Below are 20,413 nucleotides of genomic sequence, written 5' to 3'. Positions count from 1 at the left end.
CCAGGATAAGGCCCGCGTTACCGTGGTTCGATAGACAATTTAACCGAATTGCCTTAGAAAATTAAGATCATTCCCTGTTTGGCCGCGTATAATATGGAACTTGATCGAACAGACCGGAAAATCCTCTCGATCTTGCAGGAGGATGGGCGCATCGCCAATGTCGATCTCGCCGAGCGCATCGGGCTGTCGCCGACGTCGATCGGCGAGCGGCTGAAGCGCTTGCAGCGCGAGGGCTTTGTCGAGGGCTACGGCGCCCGGCTCAATCCGCACCGGCTTGGCCTCGGTCTATTGGTGTTCGTCGAGGTGCTACTCGACAAGACAACGCCCGACAACTTCGAGCGTTTCGCGCGTGCCGTGAAGCTCGCGCCCGAGGTGCTGGAGTGTCACATGGTTGCCGGCGGCTTCGACTATCTTGTCAAGGCGCGGCTGGCAGACATGACCGCCTATCGACGCTTCCTCGGCGAGACCCTGCTGTCGATGCCGGGCGTGCGCGAGACGCGGACCTATGCGGTGATGGAAGAGATCAAGCGCGACGCACCGTTGCCGGTGGGTTAGCGAAGTGCTGTCGCGATTGTCATTGCTGTGGCGTTGAATAAGCGGTCTTCACGAAAAAAATAGCTATCCCTGTGCAATCGCAACGCCTGTCGTCGAATGCACTGGCCGTCTTCTGAAATTTTTTTGGCCCCGCTCCCGGACAGATCCGGGAGGCAGCAATGGCTGGCGCGGGCTTATACTTTGAGGTTCTCTGCGGAGGTCTTGCCCCGGTTTGCGATCTCTTCGTATTCCACCGTCTGTCCCTCGTTGAGGGTGGACAGACCGGCCTTCTGCACTGCCGAGATATGCACGAACACATCCTTGCCACCCGACGCAGGCTGGATAAATCCATAACCCTTCGTCGGGTTGAACCACTTGACCGTACCTTTAGCCATCACGACTTCTCCGCGGGTCTTCCTCCGAGATCTCGAACCGCCAGTCCCCGCCAACCGGCCGGTTCGGTCCTAACAGGATACGCGGAATGTGGCAGGCTTGGTAGCTCAAACCACATCGGCATTTCGCCGAATTCCGCTCAACTTCGCAGCGTTTTTGCCGGTTTTGCCCGTTTCACGGTCAAATGGCCGGCACGCCGCGCGCCATCCGTCAATAAGTCGCGGCCAGATAATCGACGATCTTGCCGACATCGGCATCGTCGATCGGTGCGCCATAGACCTTGATCATCTTGGTCACCTCGGCCTGCCAGAAGGCCCTCTTGTCCTTCATCGGCGGCTGCGTGGCGATGTAGTCGGACGAGTGGCAGGCGCCGCAATTGCCCTGCACGACCTCGAGATTGGGCCCCGGCTTGAACGCCGCGACCTCGTCTGGGGTTTTGTAATTGACCGGCGCCGCAAGTGCCGAACCCACCGCGGTGGCGAGGGCGAGCGAGATGGCGAGGAGAACGGTGCGCTGCATGATCATTCTCCTTCAGGCCACGGTCACGCGGACGGTTTCGACGACATTGCGCAAATAACCCGCGGGATTCCAGCGCGGCGTGTCCGGCTGGGTCTCGCCGCCATTGCTGGTGGCGCGGACCTTGAGATCGTGGCTGCCTGCCGGGAGCTTCACCGGCAGCTTCCATTCGCGGAACGAGTATTTGCCCAGATCCTTGCCGAGCTTGGCGCTGGTCCAGCTCTTGCCGCCGTCGGTGGAGACCTGGACCTCCTTGATGCCCTTGCCGCCGTCGAAGGCGATGCCGCGCAGGGTCACAGCTCCCGCCTTCAGCTTGGCGCCGTCCGGGACGCTGGTGATGAAGGAGCGGATGGTGAAGCGGTTGATCGGGATCGTCGCCTTCGGCGCAGTGCCCGGTTCGACTGCATTGTTGGGCGTATCAGGGATGCGATAGGCCGACTTCATCCAGAAGCCGTCATAGACGTTGTCGATGACCGTGATCTCGTTGAGGTGCTTGACCCAGTAGGTGCCGTAATAGCCGGGCACGATCAGGCGCAGCGGGAAGCCGTTGAGGAACGGCAGGTCCTCGCCGTTCATGCCATAGGCCAGCATCACCTCGCCGTCGGTGGCGTGATCGATATCGAGCGCCTTGATGAAATCGGGCGTCTTGTCGTTGACCGGGCCGTCCATGCCGTTGAAGGTGACCTGCTTGGCGCCGGCCTGCACGCCCGCCATCTCCAGCACCGCCTTCAGCGGCACGCCGCGCCAGCGCGCATTGCCCATGGCGCCGTTGGCGAGCTGGCCGCCGGCGACACGTGGCTCGAAGAAGCCGCGGCTGTTGCCCGAGCACTGGTTGACGGCGACGATCTCCGTCGCCTTCATCTTCTTGATGTCCCTCAGCGACAGCTTCAGCGGTTTGTCGACCTTGCCCTTGATCTCGAGCGTGAACTTGTCGGGATCGAGATTGTAGGGCAGGTCGGAGAGATGATAACGCACGAAGAACGCGTTGTTCGGCGTGATCGGGCCGTCGTTGAAGATCGCAAAAGGCGTCTCGAGCTGCGGCGGCCGGCTCGTCAGGCTGATCATCGGCCGCTTCTGCGGATATTTCACCAGCGGCCGCTCGCCGTTGGCAAAGGGCAGGGTGACGGTGTCGAGCGCCAGCGTTTTGGTTGAGCTCAGTGTGGCCGCAAGTGCGGAAAGACCCGCTCCCTTGAGCAGGTCGCGTCGATCAAACATTCTGGTCCCCTCCCGGAGCTTTTCGTTGGATCACGGTCATCACCGCGATCCTGCGCTCATCTGTTGCAACGATTTGGACGAAGTCAATTCGTGCTTTCGCAGCAAGCCCATGCCGCTGCGTTGCAACAGGCCGGTGTTACGTGGTGATGAGAGGGACTGGAGTTGTAACGGCAGCGACGGTGCGCTTCACCTCTCCCGCTTGCGGGAGAGGTCGGCGCAGAGCGCCGCGTGAGGGCTCTCTCCCTCTGGGGATTGTCCCGTTGCGGAGACACCCTCTCCCCAACCCTCCCCCGCAAGCGGGGAGGGAGCGCACCTTCCGTGTGGCTTGCGCGCTACGCCGCGACGCGCACGCTCCCGTCGACCAGCGCCATCAGCTCCCTCGCATCCGCGATGACGCGCACCGCCATCGGCTCGTCGCGGCCGCGGATCGCGACCTCCTGCTGCGGCAGGGCGTGCTCGACAAGGCCGGCGGTGCGGCGGACTTCCTCCGAGACGATCGCTTCGCAAGTCAGCGTCTTGGTCATGTCCTGGAGGCGGGCCGCGACGTTGACGGCATCGCCGAGTGCGGTGAAGACGATGTGATCGCGATAGCCGATATCGCCGATGATGACCTCGCCGCCGTGAATACCGATACCGAAGCGGATCGGCTGGCGCAGATCGTGGCTCAGGAGCTCGTTGAGCTCGTCGATATGCATGGCGATCCCCGCGGCCGCCTTCAGGGCCTGCCGGCAGGCAGTTTGCGGATCGGCCGACAGCCCGAACAGCGCCAGCATGCCGTCGCCGACGAACTGGTTCGGCTGGCCTCCGTTCTCGATCACCGCCTGCGACACCGCGCCGAGGAAGCGGTTGACGATGAAGACGGTGTCGAACGGCAGTCGCTTCTCGGCAAGCTGCGTCGAGCCGCGCATGTCCACGAACAGGCTGACGAGATAGCGCTCCTGGCCGATTCTGGCAGGCGTCGAGGCCTGCGCATTCGCGGAGAGTGTGTGCGGGGTGAAGAGCTGAAGAAGGAGAGATCCGACGTCGGCCGCAGCTGGCAGGCGAGCCTGATCGAGGGATCGCTGGTGCCGACGCGGGTCAGCACGAAGGCCTCGCGCTGCGACGGCTCGGGCAGGGCGCCGTGATCGCCGATGATGCGGATGCGGCAGGTCGAGCAGCGGGCGCGGCCGCCGCAGACGCTGGCATGCGGCACATTGTGGCGCAGGCTCGCTTCCAGCACCGACAGCCCTTTGGGGATCCGCACTGTCTTGCCGTTGCCGTAGGACAGCGCGATCATGCCGCCGCGCCGTTCGCGCAACGCGCGCACGCCGCGCGCCGCCAGCGCCAGTCCGAGCAGGCCGAAATAACCGACGGTGAGGCCGCCGGTGATGCGGTCGAGCGTATTGCCTTCCGCGACCGTGCCGACCTGGCGGCGGGTGAGATTGTGCGTACGCCATTCTCCATCGTCGCTCTCGACGGCGACGCTGCGGCCGCCCTGATAGATGCCGAGCAGCGACAGCGTCGGGATCAGCACGGCGGCCGCGAGCAGATAGGGGGCCGCGCGCGTGAAGAACGGTTTGAGGCGAAGCCAGAAGAAGATGCCGATGCAGCCGTGCACCCAGGCAATGAGAAGCAGGATCGTCATCTGCCAGAGCCGGCCGGGCGATGCGACGAAGAACAGATAGAGTTCCTGCGGATAGAGTTTCTGGTGTCCGTACAGCGTCTGGCCGAGCCGCACCCCGATCACATGCGCCATGACCAAAGCGGGGATGCTCAAGCCCAGCACCAGCTGGAGCGGCTCGATCGTCCGCCAGCGGAACTGCCGGCGCTGGTACAGCGCATAGAGGCCGAGCCCCATATGGGTGAGTGCGGCCGTGTAGAACACGATCGCGACGGGGAGGAACTGCCAGAATAAGGTGTGGTAGTAGACCCCGGCCTCCATGGCATCGACCGAGATGTTGCCGAGGGCGTGGTTGAGGAAATGGCTGACCACGTAGGAGAACAGGATGATTCCACAGATGAGCCGTACCTGCCGCACGCTGGTGGCACGGACGACGGACATCTGTATGGGAGCGGTGGCCATGATTCGGTTGTATCAGTTCATGAAGGAGAACAGCCAGCGTAGCGTTTAATTCCAGGGCTGGACAGCTTTGAAGATCACATGCGCGGCAGGGAGCCACACACTCCGCCGTCGTCCCGGACAAGCGCGCCCCAAGCGCGCGCCGATCCGGGACCCATAACCACAGGAACGGGTTGGGCGCGAGCTGGTAACCACGAGTCTTCGCCAAACACCTCCCTGTGGTTATGGGTCCCGGATCAGCGCTCGCTCCGCTCGCTTGTCCGGGACGACAGGGAGAATGGAACCCCCCGCATTGACTTCCCCTCCCAGGTTGGCCAAAAGCGCGGCCGTGACGACAGCCCCTGACATCACCGTGCCCCTCCGCGGCGCCGCGCGCCGGCCCTTCGTGATGGCCGCAGCGATCATCGCCGCGATGACCGTGCTGCGCATCGTCTACGCCTCCGCGATCGAGTTGCGCACCGACGAGGCCTATTACTGGACCTGGTCGAAGGAGGCAGCGCTCAGCTTCCTCGATCATCCGCCTGGCGTCGCCTGGGTCATTCGCTTCGGCACTGCGATCTTCGGCGACACCGCGCTTGGCGTCCGCTTCGGCGGCATCGTCGCGATGCTGGTGACGCAGCTGCTGCTCGCCGACATCGTTCGCCGTCTCACCCATGACGCACGAGCGATCATGATCGCGGTGCTGATGCCGGAGGCCGCGCTCTATTACGGCCTGCTGATGGCCAAAGTCGCGCCCGATGTCGCCATGATCCCGTTTGCGGTGGCGATGATGTGGTCGCTGGTGCGGCTCGCGCAAAGCGGCGATGGACGCTGGTGGCTCGCGGCCGGCCTGTTCGCGGGTCTGTCGATGCTGTCGAAATTCACCGCGATCATGTTCGCGCCCGCCGTGGCAGCTTTTCTACTCGTGCCAGATTGGCGCTGGCGTTGGCTGCGCAGCCCCTATCCCTATCTCGCGGTGCTGGTCGCGACCCTCGTGTTCTCGCCGGTGCTGATCTGGAACGCGCAGCATGACTGGGCCTCGTTCCGCTTCCAGGGCGTCCGCGCCACCGCCAGTTACGGCATCTCGCTGCGCACCATCGGCGATTACATCGGCCTGCAATTCGGCCTTGTCGGCTTCGTCATGCTACCCGTGGTGCTGACGGGCCTGGTGCTGACGGCATGGCGCGGCTATCGCACGCGCGAGCCGGTCGCGATCCTGTTGTCGACCGCGGTGCTGGTGCCGTTTCTCTATTTCCTGGTCAAGTCGATGACGCTTCGGGTCGGCGACACCTGGCCGATGTTCATGTGGCCGGTCGGCTTCGCCGCGGCGGCTGTGAACCTCGCAACGATGACGAAGGAGGGATGGTCGGCGCGCATGCTCAGATCGTTCGGCGTTCTGGGCCAGGACATCCATCACGACGGGTATCGCCTTCGTCGTCATCGTGTTCCTCTACTACGTGGCCGCGCCCTGGAATCTCCTCGGCAAGATCGACCCGATCGGCGCGGAAGCCGGCTACGAGCAGGTCGCCGCGCGCGCGCAGGCCGCGCTGGACGAGACCGGCGCGACCTGGATCGCCACCACGGACTATCGCACCTACGCCATGATGCGCTGGCTGTTCAGGGGCCGCGTGCCCGTCGTCGAGATCAACGAGCGCGGCCGCTTCCAGGATTTCCGCGATCCCGGCATGGATCGGATCAAGGGCCACGCCGGCATCTATGTCGGGCGGGAGCCGGACAATCGATCATCGATGTGGGAGAACATCCCGGCGAAACGCGAGCCGCTTGGCCAGGTCGAGCGCCGCTGGCGTGGGCGCGTGATGGACACCTATGTGCTTGAGAAGCTCACCGGCTGGACACCCGAGCTATCGCCGCCGAAGGATTTGCCGCTGTTCCAGTGGCGCGTGCTGGCGGGGGAATTCAGCGCGAGACTCGCGCGGTTTCTCTGACCCTCCCCTGGAGGGGGAGGGTCGATCGCGCGCAGCGCGAGCGGGGTGGGGTGATCTTTCCACTCGGGCACTGTTGGATGTGGCGAGACTGTCACCCCACCCCGTCTCACATTTCGCTCCGCTCAATGTGAGCCGACCGTCCCCCTCCAGGGGAGGGTAAGGACGAGCAGAGCCCTACTCCTCCTCGTCCTTCTTCCGCAGCAGATCCGTTGCAAGGTCCGACAGCTTCGGCGGCGGCAGGGCCGCGAACGGCAGCGGCCGCGTGACTTCGATCGCGGCAAGGCCGAGCCGTGCCGTCAGCAGACCGTCGAGCACGCCTTCGCCGAGCCGCTGCGACAGCTTCGCGGCGATGCCGTGGCCGAGCATCTGCTGCACCAGGCTGTCGCTCGCGGCCATGCCGCCCGTGATGGCGAGATGGGCGATGACGTGGCGGAGCAGGCGGATCATGCCGAGCGCGCCGGGGCGGCCGCCATAGAGGTAGGCGAGCTGGCGGATCAGGCGCAGCGCGGCGACGAACACGAACAGCACGTCGATCGCCGCGCGTGGCGAGACTGCCGTGACGATCGAGACCTTTTGCGCCGCTGACGACACCAGCCGCCGCGCCTCCGCATCCAGCGGCGACATCAACTCGCGCTCGGCGAGCCGGATCATATCGGCGCCGTCGATGATCTCGCCGGCATGGCTCTCGAGCGTGGCGCGGGCGCGCGCGAGCTGTGGATTCTGGTGCGCGATGTTCAGGAGGTCCTGCACGATGACGCGGCTTTCCTTGCGATCGTCACTGGCAAGCACCGCGGCGGCGCGCTGATGCAGTTTCTCGATGGTCGCGAGCCGCGCCAGCCCGAACGCCTCGCGCCCGATCACCACCGCGAGCGCAAGTGCGGTGACGAACGCGAAAGCGAGGCCGACCATGCCGAGGCTTTCGCTGCGCGCAAACAGATCCTCGATCAGACGGACGACACCGAGCCCGGTACCGAGCAGCGTCAATCCGGCGAGCCCGGACCAGAACAGCGCGCCCCAGGGAAAGCCGCGGCGCGCCGGAAGCGCGGTTCGAACCGGCACCGGCAGCGCCAGTGGATCGGGCTCCGGCGTGATCTGGATGGTGCCGCGACTGATCCGTCCCGTCTCGTCGGCTTCGGTGACGACGACACTGGGATCGTCCAGCCGGAACGTCGCCGGCCGCCGCTGCTGGGATCGCTCGTTCATGAGAGCTTGTCTCCGATCAGGAACTGCAAGGCACGGTCGAGGCGGATGTGTGGCAGGGCCGGCTCTTCCGTGCCCTCGTGCTCGAGCTTCGGCGGGCGGAAGCGCAGGAAGCGGAAATCACTCTTCTCGGCGGCCTGCGTCGAGAGCCCGCGGAACGCGTCCGTACCGTTGAACAGCGGTTCGGGATCCAGCGGCAAATCGCCTGGAAAGGTCGCAACCTCGGTGTTGCCGTCGAAGAATTCGCCGCCTGCGCTTTCGCCCGCGGTTGGCGTTCCCAGGATCGACGGCAATTTGTCGCGGCCATGCGCCACCTGCGCCTCGCGCGTGGCGCGGATGGCGGCGAGCGCCACCACGTCGATCTGCGCGCCGGTATTTTCCGCGCGCGTCACCGCGCCGGTGACCGCACGGCGCAGCACGGCCTCGAGCCGGTCGTGGCTGGAATGATGCAGATGGTCCGCCTTGGTCGCCGCGAACAGGATGCGGTCGATGCGTGGCCGGAACAGGCTGGAGAGCAACGTGCTGCGACCGATGTTAAAGCAATCCAGAATGCCGGCAAGCGCGGCTTCGAGATCGTGCAGCGCCTCGGGTCCGGAGTTGAACGCGGTGAGCGCATCGGCGAGCACGATCTGGCGATCGAGCCGCGCAAAATGATCGCGAAAGAATGGCCGCACCACCATGTCCTTGTAGGCGTCATAGCGGCGCACCATCATCGCCCATAGCGATCCCTCCGGCGCCTGCCCGCCGGCGGGCACGTCGAGCGGCGCAAAGGTCAGCGCCGGCGTGTCAGCGAGACTGCCGGGCATCAGGAAGCGGCCGGGCGGCAAGAGGCTCATCGCGAAGCGCTCGTCGCGGCAAGCGCGCAGATAATCGGTGAAGAGCTTCGCGGCCGTCAGTGTTGCCTGCTCATCCTCGCGTGCGTCGGGCTTGAGCGTTGCGAGATGCGCGTGCCAGTCCGTTGCCAGATGCGCACGCGGCGCCTCACGCGACAGCGCCAGGCTTTCCGCCGACCATTGCTCATAACTCTTCTGCAGCAGCGGCAGGTCCAGCAGCCATTCGCCGGGATAGTCGACGATGTCGAGCGTGAGCGTGCGGTCGGCGCCGTTCGGGCGCTGATAGTCGATGACGAGGCGGAGCTCGCTGATATCGACGGTCGAGCTCGGCCAGCGCCGCTCCTCGATCAGTGCGCGCAGATGGTTCTCATAGGCAAAGCGCGGCACGGCATCATCGGGCTGCGGCGCCAGATGCGCCCGCGCGATCCGGCCCGAGGCATAGGCCTCGAACACCGGAAACCGGCCGCCGCGGGTGAGGCCGTGAATCAGCGCCGTGATGAATACCGTCTTACCGGCCCGCGACAGGCCGGTGACCCCGAGCCGCACCGTCGGATTGAAGAAATGCTCGCCATAGTCGATCAGCGCCCTCGCCGACAGCCGCGCCTCCTCGACCATATCCTGGAAACTGAATGCCATATGAACGTTAGGGGATCTCGGGCGGGAGGAATGTGCGACCGTTCACAAAAGTGGCAACTGCCAGAGGAAAATCAAGCTTCATACTTCCACCGCCTTTGTCGGCAAATCAGCCGTTTGAACGATGCGCCGATCTCGAAAGACCCATACAAGAGGGCATTGCCACGCTTTGCGGATTGCCATGACCGTCTTCCAACTGAAACAGCTTGCATCCAGCTCCGTCCACGCCGCAGCCGACGCGATCGGCTGGAACTACGATCGCGCCGAACTGATCGCCGACGGCGTCGTGCATGCGATCGGCGTCCTCTTCGGCATCGTCGCAGCGACCGTGCTGGTGGTGCTGGCCGCGGTCTATTCCGACACCACCGACATCGTCGGCGTCTCGATCTACGTCGCCGGCTTGATCTCGATGCTGGTGCTGTCGGCGACCTATAATCTCTGGCCGGTGTCGCCGGCAAAATGGCTGCTGCGGCGGTTCGACCATTCCGCGATCTATCTGTTGATCGCGGCGACCTACACGCCGTTCATCCTGGAAGTGAAGGACAGCGTGTTCGCGCTGGTGCTGCTTGCCGGCGTCTGGTGCGTGGCGATCCTCGGCATCGTGCTGAAGCTTCTCTATCCCGGCCGGTTCGACCGGGTCTCGGTCGGCATCTATCTCGCGATGGGCTGGAGTGGCCTCATGATCTACGACGCCGTCGTCAGGGCGTTGCCCTCGCTGGTGCTGGGCTTCATCCTTGCAGGCGGCCTGCTCTACAGCTTTGGCGTGATCTTCCACGCCTGGCGGCGGCTGCGCTTCCAGAATGCGATCTGGCACGGCTTTGTCTTGGCCGGCGCGGCGTGTCATTATACCGCGGTGCTCGACCTCGTGTTGAGCTAAGCAAGCCGCGAAGCGGTATAAGAGACGCGGTCCAGGACAAGAGGAGACGTCGCATGCAGGTGACTGGCAAGATCGTGGTCGTCACGGGCGGCGCCAATGGCATCGGCAAGGCGCTGTGCGAGGCTTTTCAAGGGGCGGGTGCAGCCAAGGTCGTCGTCGCGGACATGGACGCCGCCAATGCGAGGGCGGTCGCGGCCATGGTGGATGGTGCCGCCTTCAAATGCGACGTCGCGCAGGAAAAGGACATCGCGCACGTCATCGAGGAGACCGAGCGGCAGTTCGGCCCGATCGAATTGTTCTGCTCCAATGCAGGCATCGGCGGCGGCTTCGATCCGATGTCGGAAAATGCCGGCGGCGCCTCCGACGAGCCGTGGCAGCGCAGCTGGGCCATCCACGTCATGGCCCACGTCTATGCCGCGCGGCATCTGGTTCCGCGCATGAAGGCGCGTGGCGGCGGCTATTTCCTCAACACCATCTCGGCCGCGGGCCTGTTGTCGCAGGTCGGCAGCCCGGCCTATTCGACGACGAAGCACGCCGCGGTCGGCTTTGCCGAAAATCTCGCGATCTCGCACAAGGCCCACAACATCAAGGTCTCGATCCTCTGCCCGCAGGGCGTCGACACCAACATGCTGCGCTCGATCCCGAAAGGCCCGCAATCCGGCGACGGCGACCTGACGCCGGAGCAGGTGGCGAAAGACGTGCTCGCCGGCCTCGAACAGGAGACGTTCCTGATCCTGCCGCATCCCCAGGTGCTCGGCTACATGCGCAAGAAGACCGAGAATTACGACCGCTGGATCGGCGGCATGGCCAAGATCCAGGCGAAGATGCGGGAGGAGTTCGGGAAGTGACCGCCACATTTGACGCTGTCATGCCCCGCGACCCGGCTACGCCCAGGCTTCGCCGGGGTTGAGGTCCAGGGGCGCCGAAGCTTTAGCGAAGGCGGCAGGCGGGGCATCCAGTACGCCGCGGCCTATCGAATAAACTACGACCATCTCGGAGTACTGGATCGCCCGGTCAAGCCGGGCGATGACACCGAGAGTGCGGCTACGCCGCCATCTCCTCCTCCATCCGGCTTTGCCGCAACGCCCGCGCATAGAGCATCATCCCCTCGCGCACGGTGCGCTGCTCCGCCTCCGTCAGCGCCGCCAGCGCTCCGCTCACCTGCTGGCGCCCAAACGCGTGCAGCGCCTCCAGCGTGCGCCGTCCCTTCGCTGTCAGCGACATGAGCTTGCTGCGTGCATCAAGCTCATCAGGCGTTTCCCTGAGCTCGCCGCAGTCGATCAGCTTGCGCACCAGGCGGCTGACGCTGGATTTTTCCAACCGCAGGAAATCGCCGAGCTCTCCCGAGGTCATGGGCCCGCGGATGCCGATCTCCAGGATGGTGTGCACCGCCGACGGCGGATAGTCCGATGCCGCCACCGTCGCGTCCATGAAGCCGAGCTCGCGCACCATCAGGCGCGAGGCGGCGCGGATATCGTCGATCAGCGAAAGCTCGGCCATCTTGACTCCCGGCATATAGTTGTATCATACAACTATATGCGTGCAACGGCGCGCGCAAGCGTTTTGGAGTAGCCATGAGCGGAACTTTGCCGGCGGGGATGCGGATGAGGGGCAAGGTCTGCCTGGTGACGGGCGGTGGCAGCGGCATCGGCCGCGCCACCGCGCTGCGGATGGCGTCCGAAGGCGCAGACGCGATTTTTGTCGCGGGGCGGCGCGAGGCCGAGATCGAAGCCACCGCCGCGGCATGCAGCGAACTCGGTGCGTTGGCCATTCCGGTCAAGACCGACATCACGCGAGAGGACGACGTCGCGCGCCTCGTCAGCGCGGCCGTGACGCGTTGCGGCCGGCTCGACGTGGCTTTCAACAATGCCGGATTCCAGGAGCGCCGCGCGCCGCTGGAGGAGCAGGGCACGGAGATCTACGACAGCGTGTTCGACACCAATGTCCGCGCGCTGTTCCTGTGCCTGCGCCATCAATTGCCTGTTATGCTGGGGCACGGCCGCGGCAGCATCGTCGTCAACGCCTCCGTCAGCGGCGTGCGCAATCCCAATCCCGGCTTCTCGCTCTACTCGGCCTCCAAGGCCGCCGCGATCTCGCTGACGCGTTCGGCCGCGATGGAGAATGCCCCCGCGGCATCCGCATCAACGCCATCGCGCCCGGGCGCGTCGTCACCGACATGATGCTACGCGCCGGCGTCGGCGATGTCGCAACGGTGAGCGCCGGCCTGCCGCTGCGGCGGATGGGGAGCCCGGAGGAAGTGGCGGAGGCGGTGGTGTGGCTGGCGTCGGACGCGTCGTCGTATGTCGTGGGACACGTGCTCGCGGCTGATGGGGGATTTTTGGCGTCGTGATGTGTAGCCCGGATGGAGCGCAGCGTAATCCGGGACCAACTCGCTTGTGGCAGGAGTCCCGGATTTCGCTTTGCTCCATCCGGGCTACGACAGTGTCAATGCTTCTGCCCGTACAGCACCGGCACCGCCGCATCCACGACGACCTCGACGAGGCAGGTGCCTGCATGTGCCATCCCGCGTTTCAGCGCTTCGCCCAGCTCCGCCGCCTTGCTCACCCGCACCGCATGGCAGCCCATGCCTTCGGCGAGCCGCACGAAATCGATCCCCGGCAGCTCCAGCCCCGGCACGTTACGCACCTGCATCACCTGGCTGAACGAGCGCATGGCGCCGTAGCCGGAATTATTGATGACGACGACGGTGAGCGGCAGCTTGCGCTGCACGGCGGTCCATAGCGCCTGGATCGAATACATCGCCGAGCCGTCGCCGATTAGGCAGACCGTGCGCTGCTTTGGCTTGCCGAGCGCCATGCCGACCGCGGCGGGCAGGGAGTAGCCGAGGCCGCCGCTCGCCATCGTGTAAAAACTGTCCTGGCCGCGCATCGGCATGAACTTCTGCATAGCCGGCCGGTGCGACGGCACCTCCTCGACCAGCGACGCGCCCCCAGGCATCGCCTGCGACAACGAATGCAGCAGGAAGTCGACGGGCAGCGGATCGGCGGCTTGCGGCGGCGGCGGCAGCGTGCGGCCTTTCGGCGTTGACCGCTTGCTCTCCGGCAAAAGGTCGAGCAGCAGACTCAGCGCCGGCTTCATGGTGGCGATGATGCTGGTGCCGACCGGCGTCACCGCCGCCGCATCCGGATCATCCGTGATCTGGAAGATCGTCGCGCCGCCGTCGAAAATCGCGGCATGGCCCTCGACATGGAAGGTGAACACCGGCGCGCCGATGACGACCACGAGGTCGTGCTCGCGCAGCGCATCGGACAGCTGCGCGGGCGACGCATGCAGGAAGCCCGCGAACTGCGGATGCCGCTCGGGAAACGAGCAGCGCGCCGAGAACGGGCTGACCCAGACGCTGGCCTTGGCCTTCTCGGCGACGCGCACCATCAGGTCGACCGCGCCGGCGCGGTCGACGCCGGGACCGACCACGAGCGCGGGGTGCTTGCTCGACGTCAGCGCCTTCACCAGCGCCTGCATCGCGTCAGGTTCGGGCCCGATCTCGCGGCTGACCTTGCGCGCCTCGATGGGAGCTGCCGCATGCGCCCAGTCGTCGATCGGGATCGACACGAAGGTCGGGCCGCACGGCGGCTGCATCGCGGTGTAATACGCGCGCGCGATCGCGGCCGGCACGTCCTCGGGCCGCGCCGGCTCGACGCTATATTTGACGTAAGGCCGCGGAAACTCGGAGGCGCGCTCGGCATAGAGGAATGCCTGTAGCGGCAGGATCGAGCGCGCCTGCTGGCCCGCGGTGATCACGAGCGGTGTCTGGTTGCGATGCGCGGTGTAGATGTTGCCGAGCGCGTTGCCGACGCCGGCCGCCGAATGCAAATTGACGAAGCCGGCATTGCGCGTCGCCTGGGCGTAGCCGTCGGCCATGCCGACCGCGCTGGCTTCCTGCAGCGCCAGGACGTAGTCGATGTCATCGGGCCAGTCGCTCAGGAACGGCAGCTCGGTCGAACCGGGGTTGCCGAACACCTTATTGATGCCGAAGGATCGCAGCAGGTCGAGAGTTGCCTGCTTCACGGTGACGGATCTGCTGCCGGTCTTGCCGTTCTTGGACATGGTTCCGTCCCTTGTTGGTTAGCGAAGGTAGCAGCCCCGCACTCGTCATTGCGAGCGAAGCGAAGCAATCCAGGCTGTCGCCGCCGTGGCAGTCTGGATTGCTTCGTCGCTTCGCTCCTCGCAATGACGAGGAGGCAGCGGTGGCTTACCACACCGCCGTCCCCTTCATCGTCGGCTGCCCTTCCGCGTTCGCAGTCCACAGCTCCATGCTCTCGCCGCTGTCATTCGCGTTGATGGAGAACTCCGTGCCTTCGAACAGCGGCTGCACACCGCGATAGGTGAACTTCTTCGGCGCCTTGCCGCCGTGCAGTTTCGCCGCCATTTCGATGATCAGTGCCGCCTGCAACGGCCCGTGGAAGATCAGGCCCGGATAGCCCTCGACCTTGGTGACGTAGTCGCGGTCGTAATGGATGCGGTGGCCGTTGAAGGTCAGCGCGGAGTAGCGGAACAGCAGCACGGGATCCGAGACATGGGTTTCGCGATGCTGCGCCTTCGGTGGCGGGGGCGGAGCCTTTGCGGGCGCCGGCGCGCTGCTCGTCATCTCGCGATAGACGATGTCCTGCCGCTCGCGAATGGCGAGCCCGCGCGGCGAAGAGATGCTGTGCTCGACCGAGACGAAGCACAGCGTGCCGGTCGAGCCTGATTTCACCTGTACGTCGGCAATATGCGACGTCCGCGTCGATTCGTCGCCGACGCGCAGCGGCTGCAAAAATTCGATCTCGCCGCCGGCCCACATCCGGCGCGGCAGCGGCACCGGCGGCAGGAAGCCGCCGCGGGTCGGGTGACCGTCGGGGCCGAGCATCGACATCGGAAACACCGGCTGCGCCAGGCACCAATGCACCGTGAACGGTGCGGCATCGCCGGTCCTGGGCTCGCCGACGTCCTGGAACAGCGTCGCGCGCAGGCCCTTCACGAGCTGCGCGGTGACGATGTCGGTGGCCTCCGTGCTGCGGCCGATCCATTGCCTGAGATGATCGATGTCGAGCTTCTCGGTCATGACGCCTCGCTCTTGTTATTTCCTGGATTGGGGACGCTCGCCGATGGCGGGCACCGGGCCATACGAGCGCGTCTCGCCGACGATGATCGGCGCCGGCGCGGGATAGCTGACGCGGCCGTTCGGCGTGTCGACCTCGATGCGGCGCAGATGCGGATGGCTGGTCAGGTCGGCCATGGTGTTGACCTCGGCGAAGGCGATGTCGGCGTCCGACAGCCGCTTCAGAAGCTCGTCGCGCGTCATCTTGCCAAAGATATCTGCGACCGTCTTATCGGTGAAGTCGCGGTTGCGCACGCGCTCGACCATGTTGGCGACGCGCGGATCGCTCGGCAGATCCGGCTGGTCCAGCACCTTGGCGCAGAGCGTCTTCCACTCGCGCTCGCTCTGGATCGAGATCAGGATGTCCTTGCCGTCCTTGGAGGTGAACACGCCGTAGGGCGCGATCGAGGGATGGCGCAGGCCCATGCGCTTGGGCGGATTGCCGGCCTCGGAGTTGAGCAGCGGCACGGTGCACCAATCGGCCATCACGTCGAACATGGAGATGCGGATGTCGGCGCCCTTGCCGGTGCGCCCGCGTGCGATCAGCGCTTCCAGGATCGCCGCATGTGCGGTGGCGCCGGTTGCGACGTCAACGATCGACATGCCGACGCGCGAGGCGCCGTCGGGGTTGCCGGTGATCGAGGCGAGGCCGCTCTCGGCCTGAATCAGGAGATCGTAGGCCTTGCGATGCGCGTAGGGACCCTCATCGCCATAGCCGGTGATGGTGCACGAGATCAGCTTTGGATAGTCCTTCAGCAGCCGCTCGCGCGAAAAGCCGAGCTTGTCCATCGAGCCCGGCTTGAGGTTCTGGATCAGCACGTCGGCGCTCGCGATCAGCTTCTCCAGCTCGGCGCAGCCTTCTTTCGTGGCGAGATCGACCACCGCCGATTGCTTGCCGCGGTTGAGCCAGACGAAATAGCTGCTCTGGCCCTTGGCCGCCGCGTCATAGCCGCGGGCGAAATCGCCCTCGGGCCGCTCGATCTTGATCACTTCCGCGCCGGCATCCGCTAGGCGTGATGAACAGAACGGCGCCGCGACCGCCTGCTCGACCGCAATCACCCTGATCCCCTCAAGTGCTCCCATGGCGCGACCTCAGTACGAGCGGGGCATGCCGAGCACGTGCTCGGCGACATAGGACAGCACGAGATTGGTCGAGATCGGCGCCACCTGATAGAGCCGCGTCTCGCGGAATTTGCGCTCGACGTCGTATTCTTCGGCGAAGCCGAAACCGCCATGGGTCTGGATGCAGGCATTGGCCGCTTCCCAGGACGCATCGGCCGCGAGCATCTTGGCCATGTTGGCCTCGGCGCCGCAATCGAGCCCGGCCTCGTATTTGCGCGTGGCTTCCTTCACCATCAACTCGGCCGCACGCATCGAGGCATAGGCCTTGGCGATCGGGAACTGGATGCCTTGATTTTGGCCGATCGGACGGCCGAACACCGCGCGCTCCTTGGCGTAATTGGTGGCCTTCGCGATGAACCATTTGGCATCGCCGACGCATTCGGCCGCAATCAAAATGCGCTCGGCATTCATGCCGGAGAGGATGTAGCGAAAACCTTTGCCTTCCTCGCCGATCAGATTCTCGGCCGGCACCTTCATGTCGGTGAAGAACACTTCCGTGGTGGCGTGGTTCATCATGGTGCGGATCGGGCGGATCTCCAGACCATTGTTCTTGGCCTCGCGCATGTCGACGATGAACACCGAAAGACCATCGGTGCGCCTCTTGACCTGCTCCTTCGGCGTGGTGCGTGCCAGCAGGATCATCAGGTCGGAATGCTCGGCGCGGCTGGTCCAGATCTTCTGGCCGTTGACGATGTAACTGTCGTTGCCGTCCTTGCGCGCGAAGGTCTTGAGCGAGGTGGTGTCGGTGCCGCTGGTCGGCTCGGTGACGCCGAACGCCTGCAAGCGCAATTCGCCGCTCGCGATTTTCGGCAGATACTTTGCCTTCTGCTCGGCATTGCCATGCCGCAGCACCGTGCCCATCGTGTACATCTGGGCGTGGCAGCCGCCGCCGTTGCAGCCCGCGCGCTGGATCTCTTCCAGGATCGCCGCGGCTGCCGAAAGCTTCAGCCCCGCGCCGCCATATTCCTCGGGGATCAGCACCGAGAGATAGCCGGCCTCGGTCAGCGCATCCACGAATGCCTTCGGGTAGGCCATCTCGCGATCGAGCTTGCGCCAATATTCGCCGGGAAACTGCGCGCAGAGTTTTGCGACGGCTTCGCGGATGTCGGCGTAATCTTCGGTGTGGTGTTCTTGACTCATGGCGTTTCCAATCAGTAGCGGCAGTTAAGATAACGCCGGCCAATCCTCTGGCGTTGTGAAAACAACGCCAGCCCCCTATGCTCATTTGTTATAGCGTATGAAGTAGCCTTCCAGGATTGGCAAGCATGGATTTCCGTCAGCTCAGGACCTTCAGTTGCGTGGCGGAGCTCGGCAGCCTGTCCAAGGCGTCCGACACGTTGCGTGTGGCGCAGCCGGCGCTGAGCCGCCAGATCAAGCTCCTGGAACACGAGCTGCGCACCGAGCTGTTCACCCGCAACGGCCGCGGCATGGTGCTGACGGACGCCGGTCGCCTGCTGCTGGCGCGCACCTCCGGCATCGTGCGGCAGATCGACCAGATCCGCGACGACATCCAGTCGGCCAAGGGCCCGCCGTCGGGCCAAGTCGTGCTCGGCCTGGTTCCGACCGTGAGCTGCGTGCTGTCGGCGCGTTTTGCGCGGCGCTGCGTCGAGAAATTTCCCGGCATCTCGCTGCGCATCGTCGAGAGCTACAGCGGCCATCTCGTCGAATGGCTGCATCGCGGCGAGATGGATCTCGCCATCCTCTACGGCCGCTCGGCCGATCTGCATCTCAATGTGCAGAGCTTGGGGCGCGACAACATCGTCGCGGTCGGCCCGCGCGGCTGTGGTCTCGCGCGCAAAAAGAGCGTCGACATCGGCTGGCTGCTGCGGCAGCGGCTGGTGCTGCCGAGTCATTCCCACGGCCTTCGCGCCCTGATCGAGCACGCGGCCGCCCAGCGCAAGATCAAGCTCGACGTCCAGTTAGAAGCGGATTCGTTCCGCGTGCTGACGAGCCTGGTCGAGGAGGGCCTCGGTTTCGCGCTGCTGCCGCCCTCGTCGGTCCACGGCGAGGTCGCAGATGGGCGATTGGAGGCCGCGCCCGTATCCAAGCCGATGACGCGCGAGCTCATTTTTGCTTCTCCGATCGATCGTCCGGCCTCGACGGCCTCGCTCGCCATCACCGCGCTTTTGCGCGAGGAGGTCGCCGCCTGCCGCAAGGAGGGTGTGTGGGACATCAGGCTCGCGTGATCTTCGCCTCTCCCCGCCTGCGGGGAGAGGCCGGAATTTGCGCAGCAAATTCCGGGTGAGGGGGAGTCTCCGCGAGTTCCACTGTTACCGTCTCCGCGGAGATTCCCCCTCACCCCAACCCTCTCCCCGCAAGCGGGGCGAGGGAGCGCACCGAACGCTGCCGCGCCAGCGGTTTAGGGCACAAGCCCGCAGCCGGCCCTTCGCATCTTGAGCGAGCTGTCATGCCGGAATTTTATAGCTGGCGGGCGTCAACGCGCCGCGGCTACGAGTGTGCAAAACCTCGTCATTGCGAGCGCAGCGAAGCAATCCAGGATCCCTCTGCGGAGACAGTCTGGATTGCTTCGTCGCAAGAGCTCCTCGCAATGACGGAGGATGGGGCCATCACCCCGGAATCCTTACCGGCAGCGACTCGTACCCCTTGATGAAGCTCGAATAGATCCGCTTCGGCTCGCCGACCACCTCGATGCGGTCGAAGCGCTTCAGCATCTCCTCCCAGACGATGCGGAGCTGGAGCTCGGCGAGGCGCATGCCGACGCAGCGGTGGATGCCGAAGCCGAAGGAGAGGTGGGTGCGCGGCCGCGGGCGGTCGATGATGAAGTCGTTCGGCTTCTCGAACATCTCCTCGTCGCGGTTGCCGGAGACGTACCACATCACGACGCGGTCGCCCTTCTTGATCGGCTTGCCGCCGATCTCGGTGTCGGCAAGCGCGGTGCGCCGCATATGTGCCAGCGGCGTCTGCCAGCGGATCACCTCGGGCACCATGGAATCGATCAGCGCCGGGTTGGCACGCAGCTTGTCGTACTGCTCGGGGTTCTCATTCAGCGCCAGCACCGAGCCGGTCATGGTGTTGCGCGTGGTGTCGTTGCCGCCGACGATGAGCAGGATGATGTTGCCCATGAGATTGTCGGAATCCATGAACCGCGTGGCGTCGTTATGCGCCATCAGCGACAGCAAATCGTTGCGCGGCGCCGAGTTGACGCGCTGGTTCCACAGCTTGGACATGTAGGCGTAGCACTCGTCCATCTCGCGGCGGCGCTCCTCGGCCGAGGCGACGATGCCGCTCTTGGGCAGCGCGGTCGAGACGTCGGACCAGCGCGTCAGCTTGCGCCGCTCCTCCCAGGGGAAGTCGAACAGTGTCGCCAGCATCTGCGTCGTCAGCTCGATCGAGACGCGCTCGACGAAGTTGAAGGTCTCGTTGCGCGGCAGATTGTCCAGCACGGTCTGCGAGCGCTGCCGGATCAGTTTTGCCAGTTCGTTCGAGATGCTGAGGGGTGAACATCGGCGACACCGTCTTGCGCTGCGCCGAATGCCGGGGCTGGTCCATGGCGATGAAGCTCGGCCAGTCATAGCCTTCCGGCACGTCGCGAATTGAGATGCCGCCGAGCGTCGAGTCCGAGGAGAAGATGCCGTGATTGGTGTCGACATGCATGATGTCGTTGTACTTCACCACCGACCAGTACGGCTCGATCGGCGCATTGGTGCAGTAATGCACCGGCTCTTCCTTGCGCAGCCGCTCGAACCACGGCCACAGCGTGTCGTCCTGGAACAGCCGGGGCGCGCCGGGGTGGAATTGCGCCAGCGGCGTCGCATAGGCCTCCTCGCGGGCCCTGCGCATGCGTTCGGCCTTGTCCACTTTAACCGGCGCTTGGATGTTCATCGTCGTGGCTCCAGTTGATCTTTTTCTTCGCCTCTCCCCGCTTGCGGGGAGAGGCCGGATTGCATCAAAGATGCAATCCGGGTGAGGGGACTCTCCACGAGTCCGTCTCTCAGCGTGCTCGCGGAGAGAGCCCCTCACCCCGACCCTCTCCCCGTAAGGACG

General features: G+C 65.0%; 14 protein-coding genes and 4 pseudogenes. 6 read left to right on the top strand and 12 right to left on the bottom strand.

Features of this window, described 5'->3' with window-relative positions; translation table 11 throughout:
- Window positions 1-93: 93 nt before the first annotated feature.
- Window positions 94-555 (top strand): Lrp/AsnC ligand binding domain-containing protein, encoded by a 462-nt coding sequence (locus tag ACSKB8_RS14970; protein ID WP_212080526.1) that lies wholly within the window; start codon window positions 94-96, stop codon window positions 553-555.
- 173 nt (window positions 556-728) lie between these two features.
- Here the strand turns inward: ACSKB8_RS14970 and ACSKB8_RS14965 are convergent, their stop codons facing one another.
- From ACSKB8_RS14965 to ACSKB8_RS14950, 4 genes and pseudogenes are all read right to left on the bottom strand, one after another.
- Window positions 729-929 carry a cold-shock protein gene (locus ACSKB8_RS14965; protein WP_008563500.1) on the bottom strand — a complete coding sequence of 67 codons (201 nt, stop codon included), beginning with the start codon at window positions 927-929 and terminating at the stop codon, window positions 729-731.
- A gap of 208 nt (window positions 930-1,137) precedes the next feature.
- The gene (locus ACSKB8_RS14960; RefSeq protein WP_438104912.1) at window positions 1,138-1,446 is read right to left on the bottom strand and encodes a cytochrome c; all 309 of its coding nucleotides are present in this window, start codon (window positions 1,444-1,446) and stop codon (window positions 1,138-1,140) included.
- Between the two features lie 12 nt (window positions 1,447-1,458).
- Window positions 1,459-2,658, bottom strand: coding sequence for a molybdopterin-dependent oxidoreductase (locus ACSKB8_RS14955; protein ID WP_438104910.1), 1,200 nt, complete (start codon window positions 2,656-2,658; stop codon window positions 1,459-1,461).
- A 332-nt stretch (window positions 2,659-2,990) separates the two neighbouring features.
- Window positions 2,991-4,720, bottom strand: a pseudogene (locus ACSKB8_RS14950) (adenylate/guanylate cyclase domain-containing protein).
- A gap of 385 nt (window positions 4,721-5,105) precedes the next feature.
- Here ACSKB8_RS14950 and ACSKB8_RS14945 point away from each other — a divergent pair.
- Window positions 5,106-6,642 (top strand): annotated as a pseudogene (locus tag ACSKB8_RS14945) (glycosyltransferase family 39 protein).
- A gap of 174 nt (window positions 6,643-6,816) precedes the next feature.
- Here the strand turns inward: ACSKB8_RS14945 and ACSKB8_RS14940 are convergent.
- On the bottom strand, window positions 6,817-7,845 hold the full coding sequence (locus ACSKB8_RS14940) for a YcjF family protein (protein WP_438104908.1): 1,029 nt from the start codon (window positions 7,843-7,845) through the stop codon (window positions 6,817-6,819).
- Window positions 7,842-9,311 (bottom strand): YcjX family protein, encoded by a 1,470-nt coding sequence (locus ACSKB8_RS14935; RefSeq protein WP_438104906.1) that lies wholly within the window; start codon window positions 9,309-9,311, stop codon window positions 7,842-7,844. Before ACSKB8_RS14935 ends, ACSKB8_RS14940 begins: the two co-directional genes overlap by 4 nt.
- Before the next feature lie 178 nt (window positions 9,312-9,489).
- Here ACSKB8_RS14935 and trhA point away from each other — a divergent pair, with 178 nt between their 5' ends.
- Entirely contained in the window at window positions 9,490-10,185 is a 696-nt protein-coding gene (gene trhA / locus ACSKB8_RS14930) for a PAQR family membrane homeostasis protein TrhA (RefSeq protein ID WP_438104904.1), read from the top strand.
- A 53-nt stretch (window positions 10,186-10,238) separates the two neighbouring features.
- Entirely contained in the window at window positions 10,239-11,033 is a 795-nt protein-coding gene (locus ACSKB8_RS14925; protein WP_438104902.1) for an SDR family oxidoreductase, read from the top strand.
- 196 nt (window positions 11,034-11,229) lie between these two features.
- Here ACSKB8_RS14925 and ACSKB8_RS14920 read toward each other — a convergent pair whose 3' ends face one another.
- A complete protein-coding gene (locus ACSKB8_RS14920) occupies window positions 11,230-11,685 on the bottom strand; it encodes a MarR family winged helix-turn-helix transcriptional regulator (protein ID WP_438104901.1) in 456 nt (151 codons plus the stop codon).
- A 74-nt stretch (window positions 11,686-11,759) separates the two neighbouring features.
- On the opposite strand from ACSKB8_RS14920, the pseudogene ACSKB8_RS14915 reads away from it, so the two are divergent.
- A pseudogene (locus ACSKB8_RS14915) lies at window positions 11,760-12,535 on the top strand (SDR family NAD(P)-dependent oxidoreductase).
- 95 nt (window positions 12,536-12,630) lie between these two features.
- On the opposite strand, the gene mdlC reads toward ACSKB8_RS14915, so the two are convergent.
- From mdlC to ACSKB8_RS14895, 4 genes are all read right to left on the bottom strand, one after another.
- Window positions 12,631-14,253: a benzoylformate decarboxylase gene (gene mdlC / locus ACSKB8_RS14910; RefSeq protein WP_438104899.1), complete on the bottom strand. Its 1,623-nt coding sequence runs from the start codon at window positions 14,251-14,253 to the stop codon at window positions 12,631-12,633.
- A gap of 145 nt (window positions 14,254-14,398) precedes the next feature.
- Window positions 14,399-15,250, bottom strand: a complete 852-nt coding sequence (locus ACSKB8_RS14905) for an FAS1-like dehydratase domain-containing protein (protein ID WP_438104897.1) — start codon at window positions 15,248-15,250, stop codon at window positions 14,399-14,401.
- A gap of 15 nt (window positions 15,251-15,265) precedes the next feature.
- Window positions 15,266-16,369 (bottom strand): CaiB/BaiF CoA transferase family protein, encoded by a 1,104-nt coding sequence (locus ACSKB8_RS14900; RefSeq protein WP_438104895.1) that lies wholly within the window; start codon window positions 16,367-16,369, stop codon window positions 15,266-15,268.
- A gap of 9 nt (window positions 16,370-16,378) precedes the next feature.
- The gene (locus tag ACSKB8_RS14895; RefSeq protein WP_438104894.1) at window positions 16,379-17,548 is read right to left on the bottom strand and encodes an acyl-CoA dehydrogenase family protein; all 1,170 of its coding nucleotides are present in this window, start codon (window positions 17,546-17,548) and stop codon (window positions 16,379-16,381) included.
- Between the two features lie 125 nt (window positions 17,549-17,673).
- Between ACSKB8_RS14895 and ACSKB8_RS14890 the strand changes: the two genes are divergently transcribed.
- Entirely contained in the window at window positions 17,674-18,594 is a 921-nt protein-coding gene (locus ACSKB8_RS14890; protein WP_438104892.1) for a LysR substrate-binding domain-containing protein, read from the top strand.
- Window positions 18,595-18,975: 381 nt separating this feature from the next.
- Here the strand turns inward: ACSKB8_RS14890 and ACSKB8_RS14885 are convergent.
- A pseudogene (locus tag ACSKB8_RS14885) lies at window positions 18,976-20,251 on the bottom strand (cytochrome P450).
- Between the last annotated feature and the right edge of the window lie 162 nt (window positions 20,252-20,413).

This window comes from Bradyrhizobium sp. BR 1432, from assembly GCF_051547705.1.
Taxonomy (GTDB): Bacteria; Pseudomonadota; Alphaproteobacteria; order Rhizobiales; family Xanthobacteraceae; genus Bradyrhizobium; species Bradyrhizobium zhanjiangense.
Note: the sequence above shows the minus strand (reverse complement) of the source record. Positions and strands in the feature narration are given on the sequence as shown.

Bases quoted from the DNA above. Each gene is read 5' to 3' on its own strand.
- ACSKB8_RS14900 (WP_438104895.1), bottom strand. From the start codon at position 16,369: ATGGGAGCACTTGAGGGGATCAGGGTGATTGCGGTCGAGCAGGCGGTC.
- mdlC (WP_438104899.1), bottom strand. From the start codon at position 14,253: ATGTCCAAGAACGGCAAGACCGGCAGCAGATCCGTCACCGTGAAGCAG.
- trhA (WP_438104904.1), top strand. From the start codon at position 9,490: ATGACCGTCTTCCAACTGAAACAGCTTGCATCCAGCTCCGTCCACGCC.
- ACSKB8_RS14955 (WP_438104910.1), bottom strand. From the start codon at position 2,658: ATGTTTGATCGACGCGACCTGCTCAAGGGAGCGGGTCTTTCCGCACTT.
- ACSKB8_RS14940 (WP_438104908.1), bottom strand. From the start codon at position 7,845: ATGAACGAGCGATCCCAGCAGCGGCGGCCGGCGACGTTCCGGCTGGAC.
- ACSKB8_RS14935 (WP_438104906.1), bottom strand. From the start codon at position 9,311: ATGGCATTCAGTTTCCAGGATATGGTCGAGGAGGCGCGGCTGTCGGCG.
- ACSKB8_RS14965 (WP_008563500.1), bottom strand. From the start codon at position 929: ATGGCTAAAGGTACGGTCAAGTGGTTCAACCCGACGAAGGGTTATGGA.
- ACSKB8_RS14890 (WP_438104892.1), top strand. From the start codon at position 17,674: ATGGATTTCCGTCAGCTCAGGACCTTCAGTTGCGTGGCGGAGCTCGGC.
- ACSKB8_RS14920 (WP_438104901.1), bottom strand. From the start codon at position 11,685: ATGGCCGAGCTTTCGCTGATCGACGATATCCGCGCCGCCTCGCGCCTG.
- ACSKB8_RS14925 (WP_438104902.1), top strand. From the start codon at position 10,239: ATGCAGGTGACTGGCAAGATCGTGGTCGTCACGGGCGGCGCCAATGGC.
- ACSKB8_RS14895 (WP_438104894.1), bottom strand. From the start codon at position 17,548: ATGAGTCAAGAACACCACACCGAAGATTACGCCGACATCCGCGAAGCC.
- ACSKB8_RS14970 (WP_212080526.1), top strand. From the start codon at position 94: ATGGAACTTGATCGAACAGACCGGAAAATCCTCTCGATCTTGCAGGAG.
- ACSKB8_RS14905 (WP_438104897.1), bottom strand. From the start codon at position 15,250: ATGACCGAGAAGCTCGACATCGATCATCTCAGGCAATGGATCGGCCGC.
- ACSKB8_RS14960 (WP_438104912.1), bottom strand. From the start codon at position 1,446: ATGCAGCGCACCGTTCTCCTCGCCATCTCGCTCGCCCTCGCCACCGCG.